Source organism: Umezawaea endophytica, assembly GCF_025061645.1.
GTDB classification, from domain to species: domain Bacteria; phylum Actinomycetota; class Actinomycetes; order Mycobacteriales; family Pseudonocardiaceae; genus Umezawaea; species Umezawaea endophytica.
In genome coordinates, this window is the sequence record NZ_JANYMP010000006.1 from 169,886 (window position 1) to 194,772 (window position 24,887).

The 24,887-nt window shown below is 70.1% G+C and carries 19 protein-coding genes; 9 read left to right on the forward strand and 10 right to left on the reverse strand.

Annotated elements, in window-relative coordinates; all coding sequences use genetic code 11:
• Window positions 1-18 precede the first annotated feature (18 nt).
• Complete coding sequence (locus tag NZH93_RS15290) at window positions 19-1,221, forward strand: acetyl-CoA C-acetyltransferase (protein WP_259623724.1); 1,203 nt, start codon at window positions 19-21, stop codon at window positions 1,219-1,221.
• Window positions 1,222-1,224: 3 nt separating this feature from the next.
• Window positions 1,225-3,288 carry a 3-hydroxyacyl-CoA dehydrogenase NAD-binding domain-containing protein gene (locus tag NZH93_RS15295; RefSeq protein WP_259623725.1) on the forward strand — a complete coding sequence of 688 codons (2,064 nt, stop codon included), beginning with the start codon at window positions 1,225-1,227 and terminating at the stop codon, window positions 3,286-3,288.
• A 367-nt stretch (window positions 3,289-3,655) separates the two neighbouring features.
• Here NZH93_RS15295 and NZH93_RS15300 read toward each other — a convergent pair whose 3' ends face one another.
• Both NZH93_RS15300 and NZH93_RS15305 read right to left on the reverse strand, forming a co-directional pair.
• A complete protein-coding gene (locus NZH93_RS15300) occupies window positions 3,656-4,651 on the reverse strand; it encodes an AraC family transcriptional regulator (protein WP_259623726.1) in 996 nt (331 codons plus the stop codon).
• Between the two features lie 231 nt (window positions 4,652-4,882).
• Window positions 4,883-5,461 carry a DM13 domain-containing protein gene (locus tag NZH93_RS15305; RefSeq protein WP_259623727.1) on the reverse strand — a complete coding sequence of 193 codons (579 nt, stop codon included), beginning with the start codon at window positions 5,459-5,461 and terminating at the stop codon, window positions 4,883-4,885.
• A 120-nt stretch (window positions 5,462-5,581) separates the two neighbouring features.
• Between NZH93_RS15305 and NZH93_RS15310 the strand changes: the two genes are divergently transcribed.
• From NZH93_RS15310 to NZH93_RS15325, 4 genes are all read left to right on the forward strand, one after another.
• Window positions 5,582-6,007: a hypothetical protein gene (locus NZH93_RS15310; RefSeq protein ID WP_259623728.1), complete on the forward strand. Its 426-nt coding sequence runs from the start codon at window positions 5,582-5,584 to the stop codon at window positions 6,005-6,007.
• A gap of 353 nt (window positions 6,008-6,360) precedes the next feature.
• Window positions 6,361-6,756: a hypothetical protein gene (locus NZH93_RS15315; protein ID WP_259623729.1), complete on the forward strand. Its 396-nt coding sequence runs from the start codon at window positions 6,361-6,363 to the stop codon at window positions 6,754-6,756.
• Window positions 6,757-6,814: 58 nt separating this feature from the next.
• Window positions 6,815-7,918 (forward strand): GNAT family N-acetyltransferase, encoded by a 1,104-nt coding sequence (locus tag NZH93_RS15320; RefSeq protein ID WP_259623730.1) that lies wholly within the window; start codon window positions 6,815-6,817, stop codon window positions 7,916-7,918.
• Window positions 7,919-7,999: 81 nt separating this feature from the next.
• Window positions 8,000-9,031, forward strand: coding sequence for a LacI family DNA-binding transcriptional regulator (locus NZH93_RS15325; RefSeq protein WP_259623731.1), 1,032 nt, complete (start codon window positions 8,000-8,002; stop codon window positions 9,029-9,031).
• 520 nt (window positions 9,032-9,551) lie between these two features.
• On the opposite strand, the gene NZH93_RS15330 is transcribed toward NZH93_RS15325, so the two are convergent.
• A complete protein-coding gene (locus NZH93_RS15330) occupies window positions 9,552-11,012 on the reverse strand; it encodes a GH1 family beta-glucosidase (RefSeq protein WP_259623732.1) in 1,461 nt (486 codons plus the stop codon).
• A gap of 102 nt (window positions 11,013-11,114) precedes the next feature.
• Between NZH93_RS15330 and NZH93_RS15335 the strand changes: the two genes are divergently transcribed.
• Entirely contained in the window at window positions 11,115-12,461 is a 1,347-nt protein-coding gene (locus tag NZH93_RS15335) for an RNA-guided endonuclease InsQ/TnpB family protein (protein ID WP_259623733.1), read from the forward strand.
• Here NZH93_RS15335 and NZH93_RS15340 read toward each other — a convergent pair.
• The 4 genes from NZH93_RS15340 to NZH93_RS15355 form a co-directional block, all read right to left on the reverse strand.
• Window positions 12,347-13,204 (reverse strand): carbohydrate ABC transporter permease, encoded by an 858-nt coding sequence (locus NZH93_RS15340; protein ID WP_372506651.1) that lies wholly within the window; start codon window positions 13,202-13,204, stop codon window positions 12,347-12,349. The two genes, NZH93_RS15335 and NZH93_RS15340, sit on opposite strands and share 115 nt — an antisense overlap.
• A 39-nt stretch (window positions 13,205-13,243) precedes the next feature.
• A complete protein-coding gene (locus tag NZH93_RS15345; protein ID WP_259623734.1) occupies window positions 13,244-14,200 on the reverse strand; it encodes a carbohydrate ABC transporter permease in 957 nt (318 codons plus the stop codon).
• A gap of 75 nt (window positions 14,201-14,275) precedes the next feature.
• Window positions 14,276-15,556 (reverse strand): extracellular solute-binding protein, encoded by a 1,281-nt coding sequence (locus NZH93_RS15350; protein ID WP_259623735.1) that lies wholly within the window; start codon window positions 15,554-15,556, stop codon window positions 14,276-14,278.
• Between the two features lie 386 nt (window positions 15,557-15,942).
• Window positions 15,943-16,569, reverse strand: coding sequence for a TetR/AcrR family transcriptional regulator (locus NZH93_RS15355; RefSeq protein WP_259623736.1), 627 nt, complete (start codon window positions 16,567-16,569; stop codon window positions 15,943-15,945).
• A gap of 103 nt (window positions 16,570-16,672) precedes the next feature.
• Between NZH93_RS15355 and NZH93_RS15360 the strand changes: the two genes are divergently transcribed.
• Window positions 16,673-17,419, forward strand: a complete 747-nt coding sequence (locus tag NZH93_RS15360) for an SDR family NAD(P)-dependent oxidoreductase (RefSeq protein ID WP_259623737.1) — start codon at window positions 16,673-16,675, stop codon at window positions 17,417-17,419.
• Between the two features lie 92 nt (window positions 17,420-17,511).
• Here NZH93_RS15360 and NZH93_RS15365 read toward each other — a convergent pair whose 3' ends face one another.
• Both NZH93_RS15365 and NZH93_RS15370 read right to left on the reverse strand, forming a co-directional pair.
• Entirely contained in the window at window positions 17,512-20,040 is a 2,529-nt protein-coding gene (locus NZH93_RS15365; protein ID WP_259623738.1) for an ABC transporter permease, read from the reverse strand.
• The gene (locus NZH93_RS15370; RefSeq protein WP_259623739.1) at window positions 20,040-20,801 is read right to left on the reverse strand and encodes an ABC transporter ATP-binding protein; all 762 of its coding nucleotides are present in this window, start codon (window positions 20,799-20,801) and stop codon (window positions 20,040-20,042) included. The genes NZH93_RS15365 and NZH93_RS15370 overlap by 1 nt, the downstream gene beginning before the upstream one ends.
• Before the next feature lie 216 nt (window positions 20,802-21,017).
• Here NZH93_RS15370 and NZH93_RS15375 point away from each other — a divergent pair, with 216 nt between their 5' ends.
• Entirely contained in the window at window positions 21,018-21,878 is an 861-nt protein-coding gene (locus tag NZH93_RS15375) for an AraC family transcriptional regulator (protein ID WP_259623740.1), read from the forward strand.
• On the opposite strand, the gene NZH93_RS15380 is transcribed toward NZH93_RS15375, so the two are convergent.
• A complete protein-coding gene (locus NZH93_RS15380; protein ID WP_259623741.1) occupies window positions 21,875-24,883 on the reverse strand; it encodes a helix-turn-helix transcriptional regulator in 3,009 nt (1,002 codons plus the stop codon). The genes NZH93_RS15375 and NZH93_RS15380 overlap by 4 nt on opposite strands.
• Window positions 24,884-24,887 lie beyond the last annotated feature (4 nt).

The window sequence follows — 24,887 nt, forward strand, 5'->3', positions numbered from 1 at the left end:
GGGCCTACCGTCGAGTACATGAGCGAAGCCTTGATCTTCGATGCCGTGCGGACGCCGCGCGGCAAGGGAAAGCGCGGGTCGCTGCACAGCGTCAAGCCGGTCACGCTGGCCGCCGGGGTGCTGAAGGCGCTGTCCGAGCGCAACGCGCTGGACACCTCGCAGGTGGACGACGTGGTGTTCGGCGTGGTGTCGCCGGTCGGCGAGCAGGGCTCGGACATCGCGCGGACGGCCGTGATGGCGGCGGGCTGGGCGCAGCGGACGGCGGGCGTGCAGCTCAACCGGTTCTGCGCGTCGGGCCTGGAGTCGGTGAACATGGCGGCGGCGAAGGTCGCGTCCGGGTTCGAGGACCTGGTGGTCGCCGGTGGCGTCGAGTCGATGTCGCGGGTGGCGATGGGGTCGGACGGCGGCGCGTGGGCGTCGGATCCCGAGACCAACATGGCGACGAACTTCGTGCCGCAGGGCGTGAGCGCGGACCTGATCGCGACCCTGGAGGGCTTCGACCGGGAGGCCGTCGACACGTGGGCCGTGCGGTCGCACCGGCTCGCGACGCTGGCGCAGGAGAAGGGCCACTTCGACCGGTCGATCGTGCCCGTCGTGGACCAGAACGGCACGCTGGTGCTGGCGGCCGACGAGACGATCCGGCCGGAGACGACGCTGGAGCGGCTGGCGGGGCTGAAGCCGAGCTTCCAGTTCCACGGGGACCTCGGGTACGACTCGGTGGCGATCGACCGGTACCCGTCGGTCGAGCGGATCAACCACGTCCACCACCCCGGCAACTCGTCGCAGATCGTCGACGGCGCCGCGGCGATGCTGATCGGGAACGAGCGGGCCGGTCGGGATCTCGGGCTGACGCCGCGGGCCCGGATCATCGCGACCGCCGTGATCGGCACCGAGCCGACGATCATGCTGACCGGGCCCGCGCCCGCCGCGCGCAAGGCGTTGGACCGGGCCGGGTTGACGGTCGAGGACATCGACCTCTTCGAGATCAACGAGGCGTTCTCGTCGGTGGTGCTGAAGTTCCAGCGCGACCTCGACCTGCCGGAGGAGAAGATCAACGTGAACGGCGGCGCCATCGCGCTGGGGCACCCGCTGGGGGCCACCGGCTGCATGATCCTGTCGACGCTGCTGGACGAGTTGGAGCGCCAGGGCTTGCGGCGCGGGCTCGCCACGCTGTGCGTCGGCGGCGGCATGGGTATCGCGACGATCATCGAGAGGGTCTGAGACATGCCTGTGCACTACGAGAAGGACGCCGAGGGCGTCGTCACGTTGACGATGGACATGTCCGGGTCGGCGAACGTGATGAACGCCGAGTACCAGGAGGCGATGGGGGTCGCGATCGACCGGCTGGAGGCCGAGCGCGACGAGATCACCGGTGTGGTGCTGACGTCGGCGAAGAAGACGTTCTTCGCGGGTGGGGACCTGAACCTGCTGATCCAGGTGACGCCGGAGAACTCCTCGGCGGCGCTGGACGGGGTGTCGCTGGTGAAGTCGCAGTTGCGGCGGTTGGAGCTGCTGGGGAAGCCCGTGGTGGCCGCGGTCAACGGTGCCGCGCTGGGTGGCGGGCTGGAGATCGCGCTGGCGTGCCACCACCGGGTGGTGCTGGACGACGACAGGATCAAGCTCGGGTTGCCCGAGGCGACGCTGGGGTTGTTGCCCGGTGGCGGTGGTGTGACGCGGATGGTGCGGCTGCTGGGGTTGCAGGCCGCGCTGCCGCTGCTGATGGAGGGCAAGCAGTTGCGGCCCTCGCGGGCGTTGCAGGCCGGGTTCGTGGACGAGCTGGCCGCCGACCGTGACGAGATGATCGCGAAGGCCCGCGCGTGGATCGCGGCGAACCCCGCTCCGCAGCAGCCCTGGGACAGGCCGGGGTTCGCGATCAAGGACATGCGGGTGGGCGATCCGAACGTCTACTCGCTGCTGGCCGCCGCTCCGGCCGTGCTGCGGAAGAAGACGCACGGGGCGTACCCGGCGCCGGAGAAGATCCTCGCCGCGGCCGTCGAGGGTGCGTTGGTGGACTTCGAGACGGCGTTGCAGATCGAGGGGCGGTACTTCCTGGAGCTGGCCTCCGGGCAGGTGTCGAAGAACATGATCACCGCGTTTTGGTTCCAGCTCAACGAGATCAACGCCGGGGGGTCGCGTCCGTCCGGTGTGGAGCGTCGGAAGACGACCAAGGTCGGGGTGCTCGGCGCGGGGATGATGGGTGCCGGGATCGCCGAGGTGAGCGCCAAGGCCGGTATCGAGGTCGTGCTGAAGGACGTGACGCTGGAGGCCGCTTCGAAGGGGGCGGCGGGGATCGTTGGCATCACCCCCACCGATTCGGACGCGGATCTGGGTGGTTGCGATCTGATCATCGAGGCGGTGTTCGAGAACCGGGAGTTGAAGGGGAAGGTGTTGCCGGCGGCCGAGGCGGCGGCGTTGCCGGATGCCGTGATCGCGTCGAACACGTCGACGTTGCCGATCACCGGGTTGGCCACGGCGGTGACGGATCCGGAGAAGTTCATCGGGCTGCACTTCTTCTCGCCGGTGCAGAAGATGCGGTTGGTGGAGATCATCCGGGGGGAGAAGACCTCGGACGAGACGTTGGCGAAGGCGTTCGACTACGTGTTGCAGATCGGGAAGACGCCGATCGTGGTCAACGACAGTCGGGGGTTCTACACGTCGCGCACGTTCGGGACGTACGTGACCGAGGCCGTGACGATGGTGGCCGAGGGGGTGCGGCCCGCGTTGATCGAGAACATGGCTCGGAAGATGGGGATGGCCGTTGGGCCGTTGGCGGTGTCCGATGAGGTCACGTTGACGTTGCAGCTCAAGATTCGGGATCAGACGTTGGCGGATGATCCTTCGTTGGCTGCGTTGGGGGAGCATCCGGCTTATCGGGTGATCCAGGAGTTGGTGGAGTTGGGTCGGCCTGGGAAGGCTGGTGGGGCTGGGTTTTACGAGTATCCGGTGGGGGGGAAGAAGTTCCTGTGGCCGGAACTGGTGACCCGGTATGTGCGGGAGGACGCTGGGGTGGCTGAGCAGGATGTGGCGGATCGGTTGTTGTTCGTGCAGTCGTTGGAGACTGTGCGGTGTTTGGATGAAGGGGTGTTGACCAGTGCTCGGGATGCGAACATCGGGAGCATCTTTGGGTTTGGGTTCGCGCCTTGGTCCGGGGGGACGTTGCAGTTCGTGAACTCGTACGGGTTGAGGGCGTTTGTGGAGCGGGCGGATTATCTGGCGGATAGTTATGGGGAGAGGTTTCGGCCGCCTGCTTCGTTGAGGGATCGGGCTGGGCGGGGGGAGGGTTTTTAGGGTCCTGGTTGGGATGTGGTGGGGGGTCCTGTGGGGCTCGTGAGGGTGCGGTGGGGTACACCCCGATTGCGCGAGTGTGTCGATGGCTCCTTCGCTTTGTCAAGGCGAGAAAGATGCCTTGACAAAGCGAAGGAGCCATGACGGGCGCTGAACATCGGGGTGCGGCTGGGGGGTGGGGTTGGAAGAGCTGCGGGGGCGCTCGGTTGGGATGGGGGAAAGTTGGGGCCGGGGGCCGAAGAGGTTGGCTGCGGTGAGTTGCGGTGCTGGTTGGGGCCGGGGGCCCGGTGAAGTGCTGCTGGTCCCGGTGTGGGTTGAGGCCGGGGGCCAAGCGAATGTGGCGGGTGGCGCGCTGGTCCTGTTGCGGGTTCTAGGTGTTGCCTGCTCTGTAGGTGCCTGGGCTGGTGCCTGTCCAGCGTTTGAAGGCGCGGTGGAAGGCGCTGGCTTCTGAGAAGCCGAGTCTTAGGGCCAGGTCTTCTACTGATTCGCCGCCGCGTACGAGGCTTGCTACTGCTTGGTCGCGTAGTAGTTGTTCTCGTACCTCGCGGAATGAGGTGCCTTCTGCTGCCAGTTTGCGTCGTAGTGTGGGGGCGCTTACGCCTAGTCTTGCTGCTACCTCTGGTAGGCCGCCGGTGATGCCGTTGCCCAGGATGCGGCGGACCAAGCCCGCTGTGTTTGCGCCGTAGTCCCTGCGGGACAACAGTTCTGCTGGGGAGCCCCGTAGGTAGCGGTGTAGTGCGCTCTCGTCCTGTACCACTGGCATTCTTAGGAATCTGGTGTCGAAGGTGAGTGCTGTTGTCTGTGCTTCGAAGTTGAGTGGGCAGCCGAAGATGAGGTGGTATTCGCCGCCGTGTGGGGGTTCTGGGTAGCTGAAGTCGACGCGGCGCAAGGGGATTCTGCGGCCGATTAGCCAGCTTGAGAAGCGGTGCCACAGGACGAGCAGGGACTCTGCCAGGAAGTGGTCTGGGTCGTCTGCTGTGGAGAGGTCCAGTTCCAGGCGGTAGGTGTCCGGGTCGGCTTCCACCAAGGCCATGTTGGGGCGGGAGTCCAAGAGGTCGTAGAAGTCCAGGCCTCTGCGCAGGGCGGCGCCCAGGTCTGGGCAGTGGACTGCCAGCAGGCACATTGTTTGGAAGGTGCCGCGTTTGCTTGGTTTGGGGCCGAAGCCCATCAGCTCGTCGTCCAGCTCGTCCCAGAGGGCCTGGATGAGGTGGGTGTACTGCTCTGCCGTTACGCGGGCGCGGTCGTCTGAGAGCAGGGATTCGCTGATCCCTGCCGCGGCTAGGACTGGGGTGGTGTCGTGGCCACCTCGTCTGGCGCCGCGGAGGGCGGCTCGGACGTAGTGGATCGCGATGGTCCTGGTGAGCATCGTCTTCCAGTGTCCCACCGGCGATCCGTTGGCGGCGGCGCGGGGAGGCCGCGCCGCCGCCCACGGATGGCTCACCCCAGTGAGCCGACTCCTCGCTGATGGGGCTTTCGCCCGCCCATCAGCAAGGGGCGTTCTGTGTCCCCCACCACGGTAGGAGGTCTAGACCAGATACGTCAATACGGCACAACGGCTCTATTTGGCCTGGACCACTGGGTATGTTTCGCGCGCGTGTCACGCTTGTTCCAGAGGGGCTACCGCGAAGCCCGCCGAGAAGCGCTGGCACCAGATGACGACGCTTCGGACGTCGGTCAGGTTCGCGTCGGCGGGGATGTCGTAGACCTGGTTGCCCTGGTTGGCCTTGAGCTTGCCCAGGCTGGTGAAGCCGCTGCCGAAGGCCTTCTCCGCCGAGTCGGACGGCTTGTCGGAGAGGTAGACGTAGAGGTCGGGGCCGTCGCTGGTGTCGAGGGCCTCGAACTGGACGGCGTGGGCGCCGTCCGGTAGGCGGACCAGGGTGGCCGAGCCGGTGGTCGCGTGCTCCAGTGAGCGGAAAGGTCCGGAGGCCAGGGCTACGGGTTCCTTCGGAGGTGCGGGGGTCGAGGGGGCTGGAGGTGCGGCCTGTTCGGCAGCGGTCTGCTGGGTGGTGGTCGGCTGGGATGTGGCCGGCTGGGATGTGGTCGAGGTCGGTACCAGGAGAGCCTCGTTCGCTGTCCTGGTCGTGACCAGGCGCCACGGCTGGAAGAGGGCCAGGCCCACCCCGGCCACGACTACCAGGACCACCGCGATCGTGCTCACCACTGCCCGCCTGGACATGTCCTCACCTGAACCCTTCGTGTCGGTCCGTCCATCCTCGACACGAGGAGCGCCTCACGGGCTGGTTTCGGCCTTACGAAGTTCTGACATCGGATCACCTGATCGGGTTAGGGTCCCCCGGTGGTTTCGCGAACTAGCACGGAGACGACCGTCGGGCAGGTGGTGGTCGGGTCCCTCATGCTCGGCTGCGCCGCCGCGGGACCGTTCCCCAGTCCCGTCCCGTTGCTGTTCGTGATCGCCGCGGTCGGCACGGCGAACGCGGCGTTCGACCTGATGCGCACGTTCGGCTCGGCGCTGCTGGGCGGGGTGGCCGCGTCGAGCATCGGGCTGGCCGCGGTGCCGTTCGCGACCTGCTCGAACGAGCGGTTCACCGAGGTCTTCAGTTGCACCGGTGACGCGCCGACGTGGCACATGACCGGCGCGGTGCTCGTGGCGGGGCTGTCGGGCGCGAGCCTGGTGCTGGCGCGGATCGCGGGCAGCGCGAGCACCGAGCGGAGGCTGGCGCGGATCCAGCAGGACCTGGACGCGCTGCGCGGCAGGCGGTGACCGCGGCTCCAGGAGGGGCGGCGGCATTTCACTCGACCGTGTGTATAGGCCTCAAGGTGGGCTGTCGCCGGTCACTCCGGTGAACGGAAAGTTCACCGGCTCGTGGTGGTTCGCGCGTGGCGGTGAGCGCTTGCGGGTGGCCGTCGAGCCATTTTTCCCGGTCAGCGCGTCGACGCGGAAAACGGTGTGCTCGGAGATCGATCGGTTCACCCAGATCCGGGCGTCTCCGGTCGCCGTGGAATGGCTCGATTAAGTTCAGCCAACGCATTTATCCCAGGTCGAACCACCTGTACTGTCTCGAACGAATCCCCCACCACGTGAATGTTCTCGTGATCGCTGCGAAGGAGCTTGCTGTGCGAGTGCTGTGGGCCGCGTGCGGCTCGGCCGTCGCGGCGTCGGCGTTGGCCGGCGTGCTGCTGGGTGTGCTCCTCGACGGTTCCGGGAAGCAGTCCGGTGATCCGACGCAGCCGGGGTCCACCTGGATGACGAACCCCCCGTCGAGCACGTCCAGACCGGTGTCGTCGTCGGTTGATTCGAGTTCCAGCGCCCCGCCGTCGTCCACGACGACGACCACGACCACGACGACCACCCCTCCTCCCGCCGCGCCGCCCCCCGAGATCACCACGACCGAGGCCGTCGCACCTCCGGCGCAGACCACGTCGCCGCCCGCCGTGACGACGACCACCAAGGTCAGGGAATGGCCGTGCAGCCCGCTCAACCCGCTGCCGCCCCCGACCTGCTCCGCCTGAGCGGAAGTCGAAACAAGCCCGTCCCCCATCGGCAACAGGGGCTCGGAAGCCTGGGGCGATGGAGCCCACGGGGAAGACCACACCGCTGACCTGGCGACTGCGCGTCCAGCTCGACGACAGTCCCGGCGCCCTCGCCAGGGTCACCATCCGGCTCGCCGAACGCGACTGCAACGTGCTCGCCCTGTCGGTCATCCCGGTGCCCGGCGGCGTGATCGACGAGATCGTCGTGCAGGCCGCGCCCGGCCTGCTGCCCGCCGACCTGGTAGAGGCGATCCGCGCCGAGGGCGGCCGGTGCACCGGCATCACGAACGCCGACCTGCGCGACCTGGTCGACGCCCCGACGGCGGCCCTGCGCGCGGCGGGCAACGCCGTCCGCCACCCCGGTAGCGCCTGTGCCGCGTTGCGCGCCGTGCTGGCCGCGGACTCGGTCGTGGTGCTGCCCGTCGGGACCGAGGGCGACCTGGACGACGAGAAGCCCGGCCACCACGTCCGCCTGCTGACCCGCGACGGCCTGGTCGTCGTCGCGCGGCGCGGCTGGTCGCCGTTCACGCAGGTCGAGCTGGCACGGGCGGCGGCGCTGATCGACCTGCTCGACGAGTCCGGCGCGCCGACGCCGCGGCCGACCGCGATGATCAGCGCGGACGGCATGGCGCTGGTGCTGCGGCCGGGTGGCGCGGCCGACGAGGCGGCCGTGGCGGCCCTGCACACCCGGTGCTCGATGCGCACGCTGTTCACCCGCTACCACTCCGGGATGCGCACGCTGCCGCGCCGCTGGCTGCACCGGCTGCTCAGCCCGCCGCGGGGCGCGACCGTGGTGGCGCAGTGCGCGGACCAGGTCGTGGCGCTCGGCCAGGTGATCCGGACGTCCACTCCGGACAGCGCGGAGATCTCCCTGCTCGTCGAGGACGCGTGGCAGCACCGCGGTGTGGGCACGGCCCTGCTGTGCGCGCTGGCCGACACCGCTCGCGCGGCGGGGTACCGCGAGCTCGTGGCGTGGTGCCTGCCGTCGGAGACCGGGCTCGTGCGCACGGCTGCCCGCGCGGGCCTGGAAACCGCCGTGCGACGGGAGGACGGGTTGCTCAGGCTGTCCATCACGCCCACTCCCGCGCCGCTGCGCACGCCTGCCGGCGCAACTCCCGCGCAAATCGGTGGAACTCGCTGACCGCGAACTGTGGGAGCGCTCCCGAGCGGGGCTGATCCGGCTAAGCTGAGCCGGTTCGTCGATCGCCGAGGAGTGGTGCCCGTGTCCGTCCAACCGCAGCGCGCGGCGCGACCCACCCTGGAGGACGTCGCCGAGAGGGCGGGCGTGTCGAGGGCGACGGCGTCGAGGGTGCTGAACTCGTCGCCGAGGGTCAGCCCCGAGGCGCACGAAGCGGTGACGGCCGCGGTGGTGGAACTGGGGTACACGCCGAACCACGCGGCCCGCTCGCTGGTCACCCGGCGCACGGACGCGGTCGCGGTCGTGTTCTCCGAGCCGGAGCCCAAGATCTTCGACGACCCGCACTTCGGCCAGTTGATCAGGGCCGCGGCTCGCGCGCTCGCCGCGGCGGACGTCCAGATGGTCCTGATGCTCGTGCACTCCCCCGAGGACCAGGCGCGCGCCGAGCGCTTCCTGGCGGGCGGCCACGTCGACGGCGCCCTGCTGTTCGCGCCGCACAAGGGCGACCAGTTGCCGTCCGTCGCGAGGAAACTCCCGCTGCCGGTCGTGTACGCGGGTCGCCCGTGGGGTCCGCTGCGCGGCCTGCACCTGGTCGACAACGACAACATCGGCGGCGCGGTCGTCGCGACCGAGCACCTGTTGTCGTTGGGGCGCAAGAAGATCGTCAGCGTCACGGGCACGGTCGACGAGTACTCGTCCATCGATCGGGTCGAGGGCTGGCGCACTGCCGTCGGCGCGGACGAGGCCGAGACCGCGTTGATGACCGAGAGCGGCAACTTCGACCGCGAGGGCGGCAAGCGGGCGATGGCCGCGCTGCTGGACCGCGTGCCGGACCTGGACGCCGCGTTCGTGGCGAGCGACCTGATGGCGGCGGGCGCGCTGGACGCGCTGCGCGAGGCGGGCAAGCGCGTGCCGGAGGACGTGGCCGTGGTGGGCTTCGACGACCACCCGCTGATAGCCCCGCACACCGAGCCGCCGCTGACGACGATCAAGCAGGACTCGAACGACCAGGTCGCCCACATGGTGACCCACCTGCTGCGCCTGCTGCGCGACGAACCGGTCCGGGCTCGCCGCGAAGTGCTGCCGACGATTCTCGTGCGCCGCCAGTCGACTTGATGCCACCATCGGGCGATATTGTTGCTACCCGATGTGCCGTTACCGATTAATAGTCACTCTTTCGAGCGTTTCTCATTCTTGCCCACAACGGCCGTAATTGTCGGACCCCGCGAGTAATGTGGAAATCGGGGGACCCCCTGGGCGGGGGACCCTTGTTTGGTCGTGAGCGCGTGGTGGTGGGAAAGGTCATTTCCGCATGATCATTCATCGGCGCGCGGGAAAAGGGTTCACGATCTGCTTCGACCGACTTCCGGGCGTACGGGGGACGGCGTCCGAGGCCTGAGCACGGGACACCGCTCGACAGGGTGTCGAGTCCGCGGGCGGGGTGTCCGACCCGCGCGGGAGCGGGGTGCCGGAACGCCGTCATTCCACGCGACCGGTTGTCGGTGCAAACAACTCTGCGTAGGTCTCGCCCGGAATATCCATTCCGAATGAATTGAGGGGTGCCCCGGCCCGACAGCCGCGACACCCCTCAAGCCCTGGACGAGGGACCCGTGCGGGCCCCTCGTCACCTCCTGCCCTACTCCACCTCGTACCCGGTGGCGGGAATCGAATTGCGGGCGATGATCCGCGCCAGCGCCGCGCCGCTGCTCTTGACCGTCCGCTCCTGGGTCTCGTAGTCGACGCGCACGACGCCGAACCGCTGGCTGTACCCCTCGGCCCACTCGAAGTTGTCCAGCAGCGACCACGCGAGGTACCCGCGGATGTCGGTGCCCGCCTCGATGGCCCGGTGCACGGCCCGCAGGTGGTCGACCAGGAACGCGAGCCGCTGCGGGTCGTCGACGTGGCCGAGCTCGTCGACCTCGTCGACGAACGCCGACCCGTTCTCGGTGATCACGATGGGCAGGCCGGGCGCGTCCTGGCCGAGGCGGGTGAGCAGCTCGGCGAACGCGTCGGCGTTCTGCTCCCAGCCGAAGCTGGTCAGCTCGCCGCGCGGGTCGAGCAGGTCGACGCCGCGCAGACCGGGGAACGGCCCGTCGGACACGGCCTCGGGGTCGGCGGCGGGCGCGACGCGGGTCGGGCTGTAGTAGTTCACGCCCAGGAAGTCGATCGGCGTGGCGATGACGTCGAGGTCGCCGTCCTGGACCACGCGCTGCCAGTCGCCGAGCCACGCGACGTCGTCGACGACGTCGGCCGGGTAGCCGCGGCCGAGCACCGGGTCGAGGAAGATCCGGTTGTGCAGGCCGTCGACCTTGCGCACGGCGTCCAGCGAGGCCGTGTCATCGTTGTCAGCCTTGCCCTGCGTGAAGTTCAGGACCAGCGAGAACCGGTGTTCCGCCGTGGCCTGCTCGCGCATGGCCCGCGTGGCGAGGCCGTGGGCGAGGAGGAGGTGGTGCATGGCCTCCAGCGACGCCTTGGAGTCCGTGAGACCGGGCGCGTGGTTGCCCTTGTGGTGGCCCAGGAACGCCGAGCACCACGGCTCGTTGAGCGTGCTCCACAGCTTGACCCGGTCGCCGAGCCTGCCGAACACGACCTGCGCGTACTCGGCGAACCGGTACGCGGTGTCGCGGTTGCGCCAGCCGCCCTGGTCCTCCAGCCACTGCGGGAGGTCCCAGTGGTAGAGCGTGGCGACGGGCTGGATGCCCTTGGCCAGCAACTGGTCGACGAGCCTGTCGTAGAACGCCAACCCGCGCGGCTCGACCGCACCGTCGGCAGCGGGCACGATCCGCGGCCACGCGACGGAGAAGCGGTAGGCCGCCAGGCCGAGCTGCGACATCAGCTCGACGTCCTCGGCCGACCGGTTGTAGTGGTCGCAGGCGGGGTCGCCGTTGTCACCGTTCAGCACCTTGCCCGGCGTGGCGGCGAAGGTGTCCCAGATGGACGGCGTGCGACCGTCCACGGTGGTCGAGCCCTCGATCTGGAACGCGGCGGTGGCCGCGCCCCAGGTGAAGTCCGCCGGGAAGCGGAGGGTGTCGGAGGCGAGGTCGACGGCGGACGCGGGGGCCCGCCCGACTCGGCTGTCCGGATCGGTGGTGGTCATCAGGGTGTTGGGCGCGGACGCCCCCACGTTCAGGCGGGGGAGGAAGCGCCCGCTCCTCTCTCTGGAAATGGGCTTGCATGAACATGCGATATGGTGTAACGCATGGGATTGGGGGGCGTGAAGCGGGCGTTCAAGTTCCGCTTCTACCCGACGCTCGACCAAGCCGAGCAGCTCAGCCGAACCTTCGGCTGCGTCAGGCTGGTCTACAACAAGGCCCTCGAGGAACGGACCCGCGTCTACGCGACCGAGTCTCGATCGATGACCTACGGGCAGTCCTCGGCGGCCTTGACGGCGTGGAAGAGGAGCGACGAGTTCGGGTTCCTCAACGAGGTGTCCAGCGTGCCGTTGCAGCAATCGTTGCGGCACCTCCAGAGCGCGTACTCGGCGTTCTTCGCCAAGCGCTCCAAGCACCCGACCTTCAAGTCCAAGCGGAAGTCCCGCGCGTCGGCCGAGTACACCCGGTCCGCGTTCACCTACCGCGACGGGCACCTCACCCTCGCCAAACAGGCGGGGCCGCTCGACATCAGGTGGTCCAGGCCGCTGCCAGAACGGGCGGAACCGTCCACTGTGACGGTGTCGCGCGACGCGGCCGGCCGTTGGCACGTCTCCGTCCTGGTCGAGGACACGACCCTCCGGCACCTCCCCGTGGTCGACCAGGTCGTCGGACTGGACGTCGGGATCACCACCCTGGCAACCCTGTCCACCGGGGAGAAGATCGACAACCCGCGGCACGAGCGGGCAGACCGCAGGAAGCTCGCCAAGGCACAACGGGTCCTGGCGAGGAAGGGCAAGGCCACCAACAACCGGGCGAAGGCGCGGGTGAAGGTCGCTCGGGTGCACGCCCGGATCGCCGACCGGCGCTGCGATCACCTGCACAAGTTGAGCACTCGACTCGTCCGCGAGAACCAAGCGGTCGTGATCGAGGACCTCAACGTCCGCGCCATGATGGGCAACCGGCGCCTGGCCCGAGCGATCGGTGACGTCGCGTGGTCCGAGTTGCGGTCCATGCTGGAGTACAAGGCCGTTTGGTACGGCCGAACCGTGGTGGCCGTCAACCGGTGGTTCCCGTCGTCGAAGCTGTGCTCCGCGTGCGGGCAGCGGGTCGAGTCGCTGCCGTTGCACGTCCGGGAGTGGACGTGCCCGTGCGGCGCGGTGCACGACCGGGACGTGAACGCCGCCCGCAACATCCTCGCCGCCGGGCTGGCGGAGAGGCGAAACGCCTGTGGAGGGCCGGTGAGACCCGAACCGCGTCAGTGGCAACGGCACGGCCCGGTGAAGCAGGAACCCCGCACCGCGAGGTTCGGGATCCCCGCCCCTCCGGGCGGCGGCGGAGGTCAACCCTTCAACGCACCCTGCATGATCCCGCCGACGATCTGGCGGGACAGCAGGATGAAGATCGCGACGACCGGCAGCACCGCGAGGGATGCGCCGGCGAGCATGAGCGAGTAGTCGGTGTAGTAGCCGCTGGCCAGTGCCGACAGCGCGACCTGGACGGTCGGGCTGTCGTTGGGGTCCAGGACGATCAGCGGCCAGAAGAAGTCGTTCCACGCCGCCATGAACGCGAACATGCCCATGACGGCGGCCTGGGGTCGCACCGCGGGGAGTGCGACGTGCCAGAAGGTGCGCAACACCGAGCACCCGTCGACTCGCGCGGCCTCGACCAGTTCGTGCGGCACGGACTCCTCGCACGCCTGGCGCATCCAGAACACCGAGAACGCGCCGATGAGCGCGGGCACGATGACGGCTTGCAGGGTGCCGTACCAGTCGAGGTCGGACATCAGCAGGTAGAGCGGGATCACGCCGAGCTGGGCGGGCACCATCGACGTTCCGATGACGACGAGGAACAGGGAGTTGCGGCCCCGGAACCTCAGACGGGCGAAGGCGAAGCCCGCCAGCGTGCCCAGCAGGACGTTGGAGATCGCCACGGTGCCCGCGACGATCAGGGAGTTCGCCATAGCCAGGGAGAAGTCGACGGTGTCGAACACCCTGGTGATGTTCTCGATCAGGTGACCACCCGGCGTCAGCGGCGGAACGGCCTCGCCCAGGACGGAGTTGTCCTTGCTGGCGACCACGAACGAGAAGTACAGCGGGAACACCGAGGCGAGCAGAACGACCACGAGCAGGGCGTAGGTGAACGGCCCGGCGTAGTTCGTGGAAGCCTTGCGGCGCTTGAGGTCCCGCCGTGGCTCCACGGCGGGCGGAGGGGTGTCGAGCGCTACCACGGCTCCCCCTCAGCCCTTGGACGCGATGCGTCGCGCCACCGAGAAGTTGATCCCCGCGACGACCAGGACGACGAGGAAGAGGACCCAGGCGATCGTCGCCGCGTAACCGGCGTCGAACAACCGGAACCCCTTCTCGTACAGGTACATCACCAGGGTCTGGAACTGGCGGTCCGAGCCGCCGGTGCCGGTCGCCGTGCCGCCGGGGTCGAAGAGCTGCGGCTCCACGAAGAGCTGCAAGCCGCCGATCGTCGACGTGATCACGGTGAACAGGATCGTGGGGCGGATGCTCGGAACCGTGATGGCCCAGAAGGTCCGCCACCTGGAGGCGCCGTCGATCATCGACGCCTCGTACATGTCGCGCGGCACGGACTGCATGGCCGCCAGGTAGATCAGGGCGTTGTAGCCGGTCCACCGCCACATCACGATGGAGCTGATCGCCAGGTGCGACGCCCACGTCTCGGCGCGCCAGTCGACCGGGTCGATCCCGACCAGCCCGAGCAGGTGGTTGACGATGCCGAAGTCGCGTCCGTAGAGCTGGGCGAACACCAGTGCGACGGCGGCGACCGAGATGACGTTCGGCAGCAGGACGCCCGCGCGCCAGAACGTCCGGCCGCGCAGGCCGCGGTCGAGGACGGCGGCCAACCCCAGTGCCGCCAGTAGCTGCGGCACGGTCGACAGCACGAACAGGCTCAACGTGTTGAAGAGGGCGTTCCAGAAGTTGGCGTCGCCCAGGAGGGTGGCGTAGTTGTCGAGGCCGGTGAAGCCCTGGTCGCCGTCGACGAGCTGCCAGTCGTGCAGCGACACCCACGCGGTGTAGAGCAGCGGGTAGAGCCCGAAGGCGCCGAACACCAGGAAGAACGGTGCGATGACCAGGTAGGGCGTGTACTTGCCGTCCAGCCTCGCGAGCAGCCACCGCTTGTCGCGGTCGCCGACCGGGGAGGGCGGCGAGGTGGTCTCAAGTGCCATCCACGGCTCCCGCGGCCGAGGGGGGCGTGGTGCGGAGCGGGGTCGCGGCCCCGCTCCGCTCGCGGTTGGGCGTCGTCACTTGGCGACGTCCCGCGCTTCCTTCAACGCCTGGGCGAACGCGTCCGACGTGTTCTGCTTGCCCTGCTCGACCCTGGAGAGGGCGTTGCTGAACACCGGGGTCACCTTGGAGTCCTTGGTGCCGCGGTAGGTGGGTTGGAGGCTTTCGGCGGAGTTGCCGAAGATCTGGCCCACCGGGGCGCTGTTGAAGTACGCGTTGACGGTCGCGGTGACCTCGGGGTCCTTGTAGGCCACGGGTTCGCTCGGCAGGTTGCCGGTCTCCTTGAAGATCCGCTTCTGCTGCTCGGGGGCGGTCAGCCACTTGGCCAGCTCGTACGCCTCCTTGGGGTGCGAGCCCTGCTTCGGCACGGCCAGGAAGGAGCCGCCCCAGTTGCCGCCGCCACCGGGCGCGTCCGCGACGTCCCACTTGCCGGCGGCCTCGTCACCGGCGCCAGCCTTGATGAGGGCGAGCGCCCAGGCGGGGCACGTGGTGGTGGCGAAGGAGGCCTGCTTCAGCGCGACGTTCCACTCCTGGCTGAACGGGGGGAGCGCGCCGGTCTGCTTCTTCTCGCCGAGGCTCGCCGCGAGGGTGAAGGCGTCGCTGACCTTGGTGTTCTTCTCGCCGATGTAGGAGTCGTCCGCCTTGGCGAAGTACCCCTCCTCGGTCTGGTCGAGGATCGCCTTGTAGACGTTGAGGGCCGTGTCGACGAACTTCACGTTCGGCGTCTGGTCGGTGAAGGTCTGCGCGGTGGCGACGTAGTCCTGCCAGGTCGGCCACAGCTTGCCGACCTCTTCGCGGTCGACGGGCAGGCCCGCGGCCTCGAACAGGTCGCGCCGGTAGCAGAGGGCGAGGCTGCCCATGTCCGTGCCGAGCCCGAGCACGAAGTTCCCGTCGTCGGCGGTGCCCTGGTTCCACTTCCAGGCGGCCCACTGGCCAGAGAGGTCCTTAGCGCCGTAGTCCGCGAGGTTCACGAACTTGTCCTTGGACTGGCGGAACTGGGCGACGTTGCCCTCTTCGATGGCCACGATGTCCGCGGCGCCGCGCCCGCCGGCGAGCTGCGTGGCGAGCTGGGTGTGGTGCTGCTCCATCTTGACCTTGCGCTGCTCGACCTCGACGTTCGGGTGCGCGGCCTGGTACTCCTTGAGCAGCGTGTCGTACCCGAAGTCGGAGAAGACACCGATGGACAGCTTGACCTTGCCGTCCGAGCCCCCCGCTTCTCCCCCGCACGCCGCGGCGCTCGTCACGGCCACGGCGGCCACCACGGCCAGTGCCGCACGACCGACCAGAGTCCTGCTCATCCGTCCTCCTCGACGCGCTCCTCCTGCGTGGACCGAAGCAGTGAGAGCGCTCTCACAGTCGACGTGACGGCCTCCGGTGTCAAGCCGGCGGACCGCTGTCGACATCGTTCCGTAACCTTCTGACCGCTCCGGGTGCGGCGTGCGACGAGCACGACGCTGTCCGTGATTTCAGCAGTACGAGGTGATGGCGGCAGCACCAGTACGGGTGAACACCGGGTGAACTGTGCTCCGAACGGCCCAGAGGGGCAAGAGCGGGGGTTGGCCCGGCCCTCGCCCGAGCCAACCCCGCACCCAGGTAGAGAGCGCGAAGCGCCGAACGTGACGCGTGGGAACAAGAATTCTTCCCGTCCCGCACCGTGGACGCCCGACGGGTCCGAAACGGACGATCAGGCCAGCGAGCGGACGTGCGCGAGCACGGCGTCCATGACCGCCTCCAGCGGGGCGACCTCGCGCAGGGTCTGGGCGAGCAGCGTGCCGCCCTCGACGGCCGCGAGGAGCGCCATCGACAGCGCTTCGGGATCCGCCTCCGGCCGCAGTTCCCCGCGGTCGCGCATCGCCGCCAGCCCGGCCCTGATCGGCTCCCGCCAGCGCAGGAACGCCGCCGCGATGTCCTCCCGCAGCGCGGGGCTGGAGTCGGCCAGCTCGGACGCGAGCGACCCGACGGGGCAGCCGCCGACGTACTGCCGCTCCATCCGCATGGCCACGATGTGGTCGCGCCAGGCGTGCAGGGCCTCGAAGCTGTCCAGCCGCTCCAGCAGGGGACGCTGGCCCTCGATCAGCGCCTGGGCCTGGTACTCGATGACGGCGCGCACGAGCGACTGCTTGTCGCCGAAGTAGTACCCGACCTGCGACGCGCTGACCTTCGCCGCGCGCTTCACGTCGTCGATGCTCGTCGTGGCGGCACCGTGCTCGAACATCAGGTCGGCCGCGACCTTGAGCACCCTGGCCCTGGTCGCGCGCCCCTTCGCGGTGAGCGGCCGCTCCGCGACCGGCTTGCCCGCCTCCGCGTTCATGAGCCGATCCTACTCGATTTTTGGTATTGACAACCCAATCTGCGCCACCCACTATTGGGTCGCTCGTACCAATTGGGTCGGGCATACCAAAAGGAGACTGGCGATGACCGCCGATCTGTCAGGCAGGACCGCACTGGTCACGGGCTCCACCAGCGGGATCGGCCGCGCCACCGCACGGCTCCTGGCCTCGCTCGGAGCCCACGTCATCGTCTCGGGCCGCAACGCCGAACGCGGCGGTGAGACCGTCGACGGCATCCGGGCGGCGGGTGGCAAGGCCGACTTCGTCGCCGCCGACCTGAACGACCTCGACTCGCTCGGCTCGCTGGCCGAACGGGCGACCGAGATCGGCGGCCAGGTCGACATCCTGGTGAACAACGCCGGGATCTACCCGTTCGGCGCCAGCAGCGACGCCACGGCGGCGGACTTCGACGCGGTCTACGACGCCAACGTCAAGGCCCCGTTCTTCCTCACCAACGCCCTCGCCCCGGCCATGGCGGCCCGCGGCCACGGCGCGGTCGTCAACTTCTCCACCGCGCTCGCGACCAAGGGCACGGCGGGCGCGTCGCTCTACGCGTCGAGCAAGGCGGCGGTCGAGTCGCTGACCAAGGTGTGGTCCGCCGAGTACGGGCCCAGCGGCGTCCGCGTCAACGCCGTCAAGCCCGGCCCGATCGCCACCGAGGGCACCGCGCCCTACGGCGACGGCATGGACGCCTTCCACGCGGGCAGCCCGGCGGGCAGGCTCGGCCAGCCGGACGAGGTGGCCGCGACCGTGGCGTTCCTGGTGTCCGACGACGCCCGCTACATCCACGGCGCCGTGATCCCGGTGGACGGCGGCGTCGGGACGCTCTAAACACGCCGATGCCCCGCACCGTGAGGCGCGGGGCATCGGCGTACCGGGGGGGCGACGGCCCGCCCTCCCCCGAAGAAGGACGGGCCGTCTGGTCAGGCCTCGGCCATCCCGGCGACGACCGAGGTGCGGCCTGCGCGCCTGGCGGGCATGGCGGCGGCGATCATCGCCGCGACCACGGCCGCGAGGAGCATGACGCCGATCTGTCCGAACGGGACGTCGAAGGTGATGGGGAAGCTGTCCGACGAGAGCGCCTTGACCAGGATCCAGCCGAACCCGACGCCGAGCACCAGGCCGATCGCCGCGCCCATCACGGCCATCAGCACCGACTCGACCACGAGCATCAGCCGCAACTGGCCCTTGGTGAGGCCGAGAGCCCGCAGCAGCGCCGATTCCCTGGTGCGCTCCAGGACCGACAGCGTCAACGTGTTGGCGATGCCGAAGAGGGCGATGATCACGGCCAGGCCGATCAGGGCCCAGATGAAGCCGAGCACCTGGTCCACCTGGGTGTTGAGCTGGGCCTTCGTCTCGGCGGCGCTGTCGATGACGGCGATCGGCGAGGCGTCGGTGACCTTCTCGACGGCCGCGCGGCCCGCCTCGGTCGTGACGCCGTCCTTGAGCTTCACCATGATGCTGCGGAAGCCGGGCGTCTCCGGGTCGAACGCGGTGAGCGTGGCCATCGTGACCAGTCCGCTGCTGTCGATCCCGTCGACGACCGCGACGACCTTCAGGTCCTTCTTCGTGGCGCCGAGCCCCTGCGGGAGGGTGCCGCCGACGGCCAGCCCGCTCCGCTTCGCGAAGTTGGAGCTGATCGCGACCTCGCCGTCCTTGAGACCGGTGATGCTGCCCGAGACCACCTTGGGCCGCACCAGGTCGCCGAACGCCTCCGGCGTCGTGGCCTCCAGGTACGCGCTGTACTGGGAGTTCTCGTCGCTCTCCGGCGAGAAGCCCGCCATCGGGGCGACCTTGCCGACCTCGGGGACGGCGGCGATCTTGTCCAGCAGGTCCTGCTGCAACGGCCTGCTGTAGATGGACGACGTGACGGTGTAGTCGGCCGGGAAGCGCTGGTCGACCTCGGCGCTCGCGGTCTCCTTCGCGCTGGTGGCGACCACCGTGACGAGGCTGACGATGGTCACGCCGATCATCAGCGCGGCGGTCGTGGCCGCGGTGCGCTTGGGGTTGCGGCCCGCGTTGCCGGACGCCAGCTTGGCGGGGACGCCGAACAGCGCCTTCGGCACGACGCCGAGCACCCGGTTGACCGGTCCGACGAGCACCGGGCCGAGCGTGACCACCATGGCCAGCAGCAGCATCGTGCCGGAGCCGGTGATGATCAGGGCCGCTTCCTCCTCCATGCCCATGCCGAGGTAGACGACCCCCGCGCCCGCCAGTCCGAGGAGCACGGCGAACACGATCCGCAGCGTGCCGGTGCGGGCGACCTCCTCGCTGCTGTCGAGCTGGGCGCGCAGCGCGGCGACCGGGGCGACCTTCGTCGCCTTGCGGGCGGGCAGCGCGGCCGAGATCACCGTGATCAGCACGCCGACGCCGAACGCGGCGAGCACCGTGGTGGGCGTGACGGGCAGGCGGACGACCGTGTTGTCACCGGAGAACGAGCCGATGACCGTCTGCATGAGCGCGGAGACGCCGATCCCGCCGAACAGGCCGATCACCGAGGCGAAGAAGCCCATGACGACGGCTTCGGCGAGGACGCTGCCGAACACCTGGCCGCGGCTCGCGCCGACGCACCGCATGAGGGCGAGTTCCCTGGTGCGCTGGGCGACCAGGATGGTGAACGTGTTGTAGATGACCATGGCCGCGACCACGAGGGCGATCAGCGCGAACGCGAGCAGCAACTGGGTGAACTCGCCCGACCGCTCGCTGATCTGCTTGAGGGTCTCGACGGTGAGCTGCTCGCCGGTCTGGAACTTGTAGCCCTGCTCGCCGGTGGACTTCTTCAGGTTCGCGACGAGCTGCTCCTGCGTCACGCCGGGAGCGGCCTTGGCGACCAGCTCGTACCCGCGGACCTTGTCGCTGAGCTGCGGCAGCGCCTCGGGCAGCAGCACGAGGTGCTCGCTGCCGCCGAGCGACATCGAGTTGGCGCCCTGGGCGAACGTGCCGACGATCGTGAACGAGTGCTTGCCGTCCTCCATGTCCAGCAGGGTGATCTGCTGGCCCATGGACAGCTTCGCCGTGGCCAGCGCCCGCACGTCGACCGCGGTCTCGGTGGCCGACGTGGGGAAGCGGCCGTCCTTCAGGTCGTACTCGCGCAGCTCCGGTGTGGACGCGAGGGGGCCCGCGCTGGCTGGCTTGGCCTTCCCGCTCGCCGTCAGCAGCGCGGCGGAGACGTAGCTGCGGAGGTCCGCGCCCTGCACGCCCGGCGTGTCGCGGACCTTGTCGAGCGTGGCCTGGCTGAAGCCGGTCTCGGACTCCGGGCCCTCACCCGCGAGCGACATCGACACGTCGACGCCGCGGGAGGTCTTGGCGAACTCGTCCTTCATGCCCTCGGTGATGCCGTCGCCGAGCACGAGCGTGCCGCTGACGAAGGCGACGCCGAGCATGATGGCGATCGAGGACAGCAGGAGCCGCGCGGTGCGCGCCCGGACGCCCGCGATGATCGTCTTCAGCATCACGCCCCCAGGTGCTTGAGCGCGGAGAGCACCGAGTCGGCCGTGGGGTTCTGGATCTCGCCCGCGAGGTGGCCGTCGGCGAGCAGCACGACGCGGTCGGCGTAGGACGCGGCGACGGGGTCGTGCGTCACCATGATCACGGTCTGGCCGAGCTTGCGCACGGACATCCGCAGGAAGTCGAGGACCTCGGCGCCGGAGCGCGAGTCCAGGTTGCCGGTCGGCTCGTCGGCGAACACCACGTCCGGCCGGGCGACCAGTGCGCGGGCGCACGCCACGCGCTGCTGCTGGCCGCCGGACAGCTCGGACGGCTTGTGCTTCAACCGGTCCCGCAGGCCCAGCACGTCGACGATGGTGTCGAACCACTGCTTGTCGGGCTTGCGGCCCGCGAGTTCCAGGCCCAGCAGGATGTTCGCCTCGGCGGACAGCGTCGGCAGCAGGTTGAACGCCTGGAAGACGAACCCGATGCGGTCGCGGCGGAGCTTGGTGAGGTCCTTGTCGTTGAGGCCGGTGATCTCGGTCCCTCCGATGTGGACGGACCCGCCGTCCACGTTGTCCAGGCCCGCGAGGCAGTGCATGAGGGTCGACTTGCCGGAGCCAGACGGGCCCATGATGGCGGTGAACTTGCCCGCCTGGAACGCGACGCTCACGCCGCCGAGCGCCCGCACCGCGGTGTCGCCCTTGCCGTACACCTTGACCAGGCTGGAGGCGGCGACGGCGGCTTGCGTGCCAACCCGGCCCGTCTCGGACACCACTGCTGACATTTCCCTGCCCCATTTCGCTCACCGTCTCGCTGACAGGGGAAAACCTAGGGAGCGGCCGCGTGCGCGGACATCACTCCCGACGCGCACTCCGGACTCAACCCGGAGGATGACCCCGAGTCCTCCCGTGGTCGCACAACCCGACCGGGGCGGGCACGAACTGTCGGGTCGGGCAGGGTGGGCGGGCCGCAGCATTGGTGTCGAGGAAGGGAGGCCGGAGTGCTGGAACGGCTGAACCAGGCCATGGAGCACGTCGAGCGGAACCTCGACCAGCCGATCGACGTGGCCGAGCTGGCCCGGATCGCGCTGACGTCGGAGTACCACCTGCGGCGGCTGTTCTCGGCGCTGGCGGGGGTGCCGCTGTCGGAGTACGTCCGGCGCAGGCGGCTCACGCTCGCGGGCGCCGAGGTGCTGGCCGGGCAGGAGACGCTGCTCGACATCGCCGTGCGGTACGGCTACGGCTCGGGCGAGGCGTTCGCCAGGGCGTTCCGCGCCGTGCACGGCGTCGGGCCAGGTGAGGCGCGCAGGACCGGTGCGGCCCTGCGGTCCCAGCCACGGATGTCCTTCCGCCTCGTCGTCGAAGGGAGCAGCAGCATGCGGTATCGGGTCGTGGAGAAGGACGCGTTCCGGGTGGTCGGCCGCACGAAGCGGGTGCCGCTCGTGCACGAGGGGATGAACCCGGCGATGGTCGAGTTCGTGAAGGGCCTCGCGCCGGAGGAGCGGGAGCGGATCGCGGCGCTGTCCGACCAGGAGCCCGCCGGGGTGCTCAACGTCAGCGTGAACGTGGACGACGGCTTCGAGGAGGGCACCGAGCTGGACTTCTACTACGCCGTCGCGTCCAGCGCGGACGTCCCGGAGGGCCTGGACTCGCTGGACGTGGCCGCCGGGACGTGGGCGGTGTTCGAGAGCTCCGGCGAGTTCCCGAAGGTGCTCCAGGAGGTGTGGCGGGACGTGTACACGCAGTGGTTCCCGTCCAACCCCTACCGCAGCGCGCCGGGTCCGTCGCTGCTCAGCGCACAGGTGTCGGCGGACGGCGCCACGGCGGACGCCGCGCTGTGGATCAAGGTGGAACGGGCCTAGCCCCGGTTCACGGCCTGGCTCGGGTCGAGCAGGCCGCGGTCGTAGGCGATGGCCACGGCTTCGGCCCGCCTGCCCGCCCCGAGCTTCGCCATGATGCGGGTGAGGTGGACGCTGACCGTCTTCTCGCTGATGTACAGCTCCTCGCCGACCTCGCGGTTGGTGCGCCCCAGCGCGACGAGGCCGAGCACGGACCGTTCCCGCGGGGTGAACGGGTCCACGTGGTCGCGCGGCTCGGCCTCGTCCGCGCGCAGGGTGATCCTGGCCCGCCGGGCGGCCTGGGTGACGGCGTCGAGCAACGGGGCCGCGGTGACGGCGCGGGCGAACTCGCCGACCTCCCGCAGGTGGACGGCGGCCTCGTCGCGGCGGTCGGCGCCCAGCAGCGCCTCGGCCAGCCGCCACCGGCACACCGCCCGCTCGAACACCATGCCGAAGTCGAACCCGGCGACGGCGCGCGTCCACAGCTCGGGGTCGGCCGCGCCGGTGAGCCTGGTCTGCTCGGCGAGGGCGCGCGCCAGCCAGGCCCGCCCCTCCGGGCCGAGCACGCCGGTGCGCGGCAGGCCGTTCGCGGCCGTGTCGCGGGCGAGGTCGGCCATCAGGTTCCCGTCGGCGACGGCCTTGGCCTCACCCGCCCGGTCTCGACGGCGGCGGGCCCGCGCGGCCAGGTCGGCGTGCGCGGCGACGCCGAGCGCGCCCAGCCGGATGTTCGCCAGCAGCCACTCGTTGCCCAGCTTGCGCGTCCAGTCGACGGTGTCCGCGACCCGTTCCACGGCCTGCTCGGGCCTGCCGCGCCACAGCGCCAGCTCGGCGCCGGTGCCGCCGGTGATCAGCGCGATCTGCACGTCGCGGTGCCAGTCCTTGCGGAGTTCGCCGATCAGGCGCTCGGCGTGCTCGAAGTCGCCCCGGCTGACGGCGACGTGCGTGCCCACCGCGGCGAGCCTCGCGATGACCGTGCTCGACACGGCCAGACCGGGTGGTTCGGCGGCGTCACCGCTCTCGTCCCAGCGACCCAGGTGGTACAGCGTGAGCGCCTGGAGCACCCGCACCTCCAGCCCGAAACCGCTCCAGATCATGCCCTTGACCTTGGCCCGGCACGAGGCCTCCTCGAACACGCGCAGCGCGTCCGCCAGTTCGCCCCGGTCGTAGTGGTGCAGGCCGAGGAAGTACCGCGCGCGCAGCTCGGTGTTGACCGCGTCCGCGTCGACGGCGCAGTCGATCGCGCCGATCAGGTGCTCGCGCGCCGACTCGGTGCGGTCCTCGCTGCCGTCCAGCAGCCCCAACGTCGCCAGCGCGTCCGCGACCGCTCCCGCCGCGCCGGACTCGCGACCGTCCCGGACCGCCATCTCCGCGCGTTCACGGGCCAGCGGCAGGTCGCGGGCGTAGCGCAGGCAGGACGCCGACACGGCCAGCACCCACGCGCGGGACTGGCTCGCTGGCCGGTCCCGCACCAGCCGCCACGCCTGGTCGACGGCCTCGTACATCTCCTGGTCGTGCCCGTCGAGCCCCTGCGACGCCTGCGCGACCCGACGCCACATCTCGGCGGCCTTCTCCGGGTCGGCCGGGTCGACGGCCCTGGTCGCGGACCTGGCGAACGCGAGGGCCCGCTCCGGCTGCCCCGCCGTGCCCGCCGACCAGGACGCGCGGCTCAGCAGCACCAGTTCCGTCACGTCCGGCGGGCGCTGGTCCTCCGCGACCGCGTCCCACAGCTTCAACGCCTGCTCGAAGTGCCGCAACGCCTCGGCGGGCGCGCCCGTGCGGTGCGCCTCCTGCCCGGCGTCCACCGACGCGGCCAGCGCGCGCGGCAGGTCGTGGCTCTCCAGGCTGTGGTAGGCCAGCCCGGCCGCGAACCCGCGCCCCTCGCGGCCGGTCAGGTAGCGCGCGTACGCCGCGTGCAGCCGCACCCGCTCACCGGGGAGCAGGTCGCCGTAGACCGCCTCCTGGAGCAGGGCGTGCCGGAACACGTAGATCTCGTCACCCTCGCCGACCAGCAGCACGTGGTGCTGCACGGCTTCCCGCAGCGCGGCGTCCAGCGCCACGTCGTCCAGCCCCGCGACGGTCCGCAGCCGGTCGTGGCTCACCCGCCGCCCGCCGATCGACGCGACCCGCACGACGTGCTGGGTGCCGGGCGCGAGCCGTTCGATGCGGGTCAGCAGCACGTCCGCCAGCGCGACCGGGATGCCGCCGCTGGGCAGGCAGCTCGCCGCGGCCAGCAGCTCCTCGGCGAAGAACGGGTTGCCCTCCGACCGTTCGGCGACCTCGCGGACCACGTCCTCGGGCAGCTCGTCGGCCAGCGCGTCCACGAACGCGCGCGACTCCTCGGCCCCGAACGGCGCCAGCTCCACCCGTTCCACGGCCGGCAGGCGCAGCAGTTCGGTCAGCAGGGGCCGCAACGGGTGCGCGCGGTGCAGGTCGTCCGACCGGTAGGTGCCCAGGATCAGCAGCCGCTGCGACCGCAGCCGCGAGAGCAGGAACGACAGCAGGTAGCGGGTCGACGCGTCGGCCCAGTGCAGGTCCTCCAGCACCAGCAGCACGGTCCGCTGCTCGGCCAGGTCGCCCAGCAGGCCGTGCACCGCGTCGAAGAGCTGCAACTGCCCGACGTCCTGCTCCGGCCGCCGCCCCTGCGGGAACAGCGTCGGCTGGCTCGAGCTCTCCCGCGACTCGTCCGGCCCCACCGGCAGCGCCAGTTCGGGCAGCAACCGCGCCAGCGCGGGCCGCACGGCGATGTCCAGCAGCCCCCGATCCCTTACCCGGCCGAGGATCTCGGCGAACGGGAGGTAAGGGATCCCGATCTCCCCCACGTCCAGGCAGCGGCCCGTCAGCACGAGCGTGTCCGGCGCGGACGCGACCTCGTCGACCACGCGCGTCTTGCCGACCCCCGCGTCCCCCGCGAGCAGCACCGCCGACGCCCTGCCCGCCGCCGCGGACGCGAGCGAAGCCCGCAGCCGGGCCATTTCCCGACCGCGGGCCACCAGGGGGATGCCGGATCCGAGACGCGCCACGAGTGGCATGTTC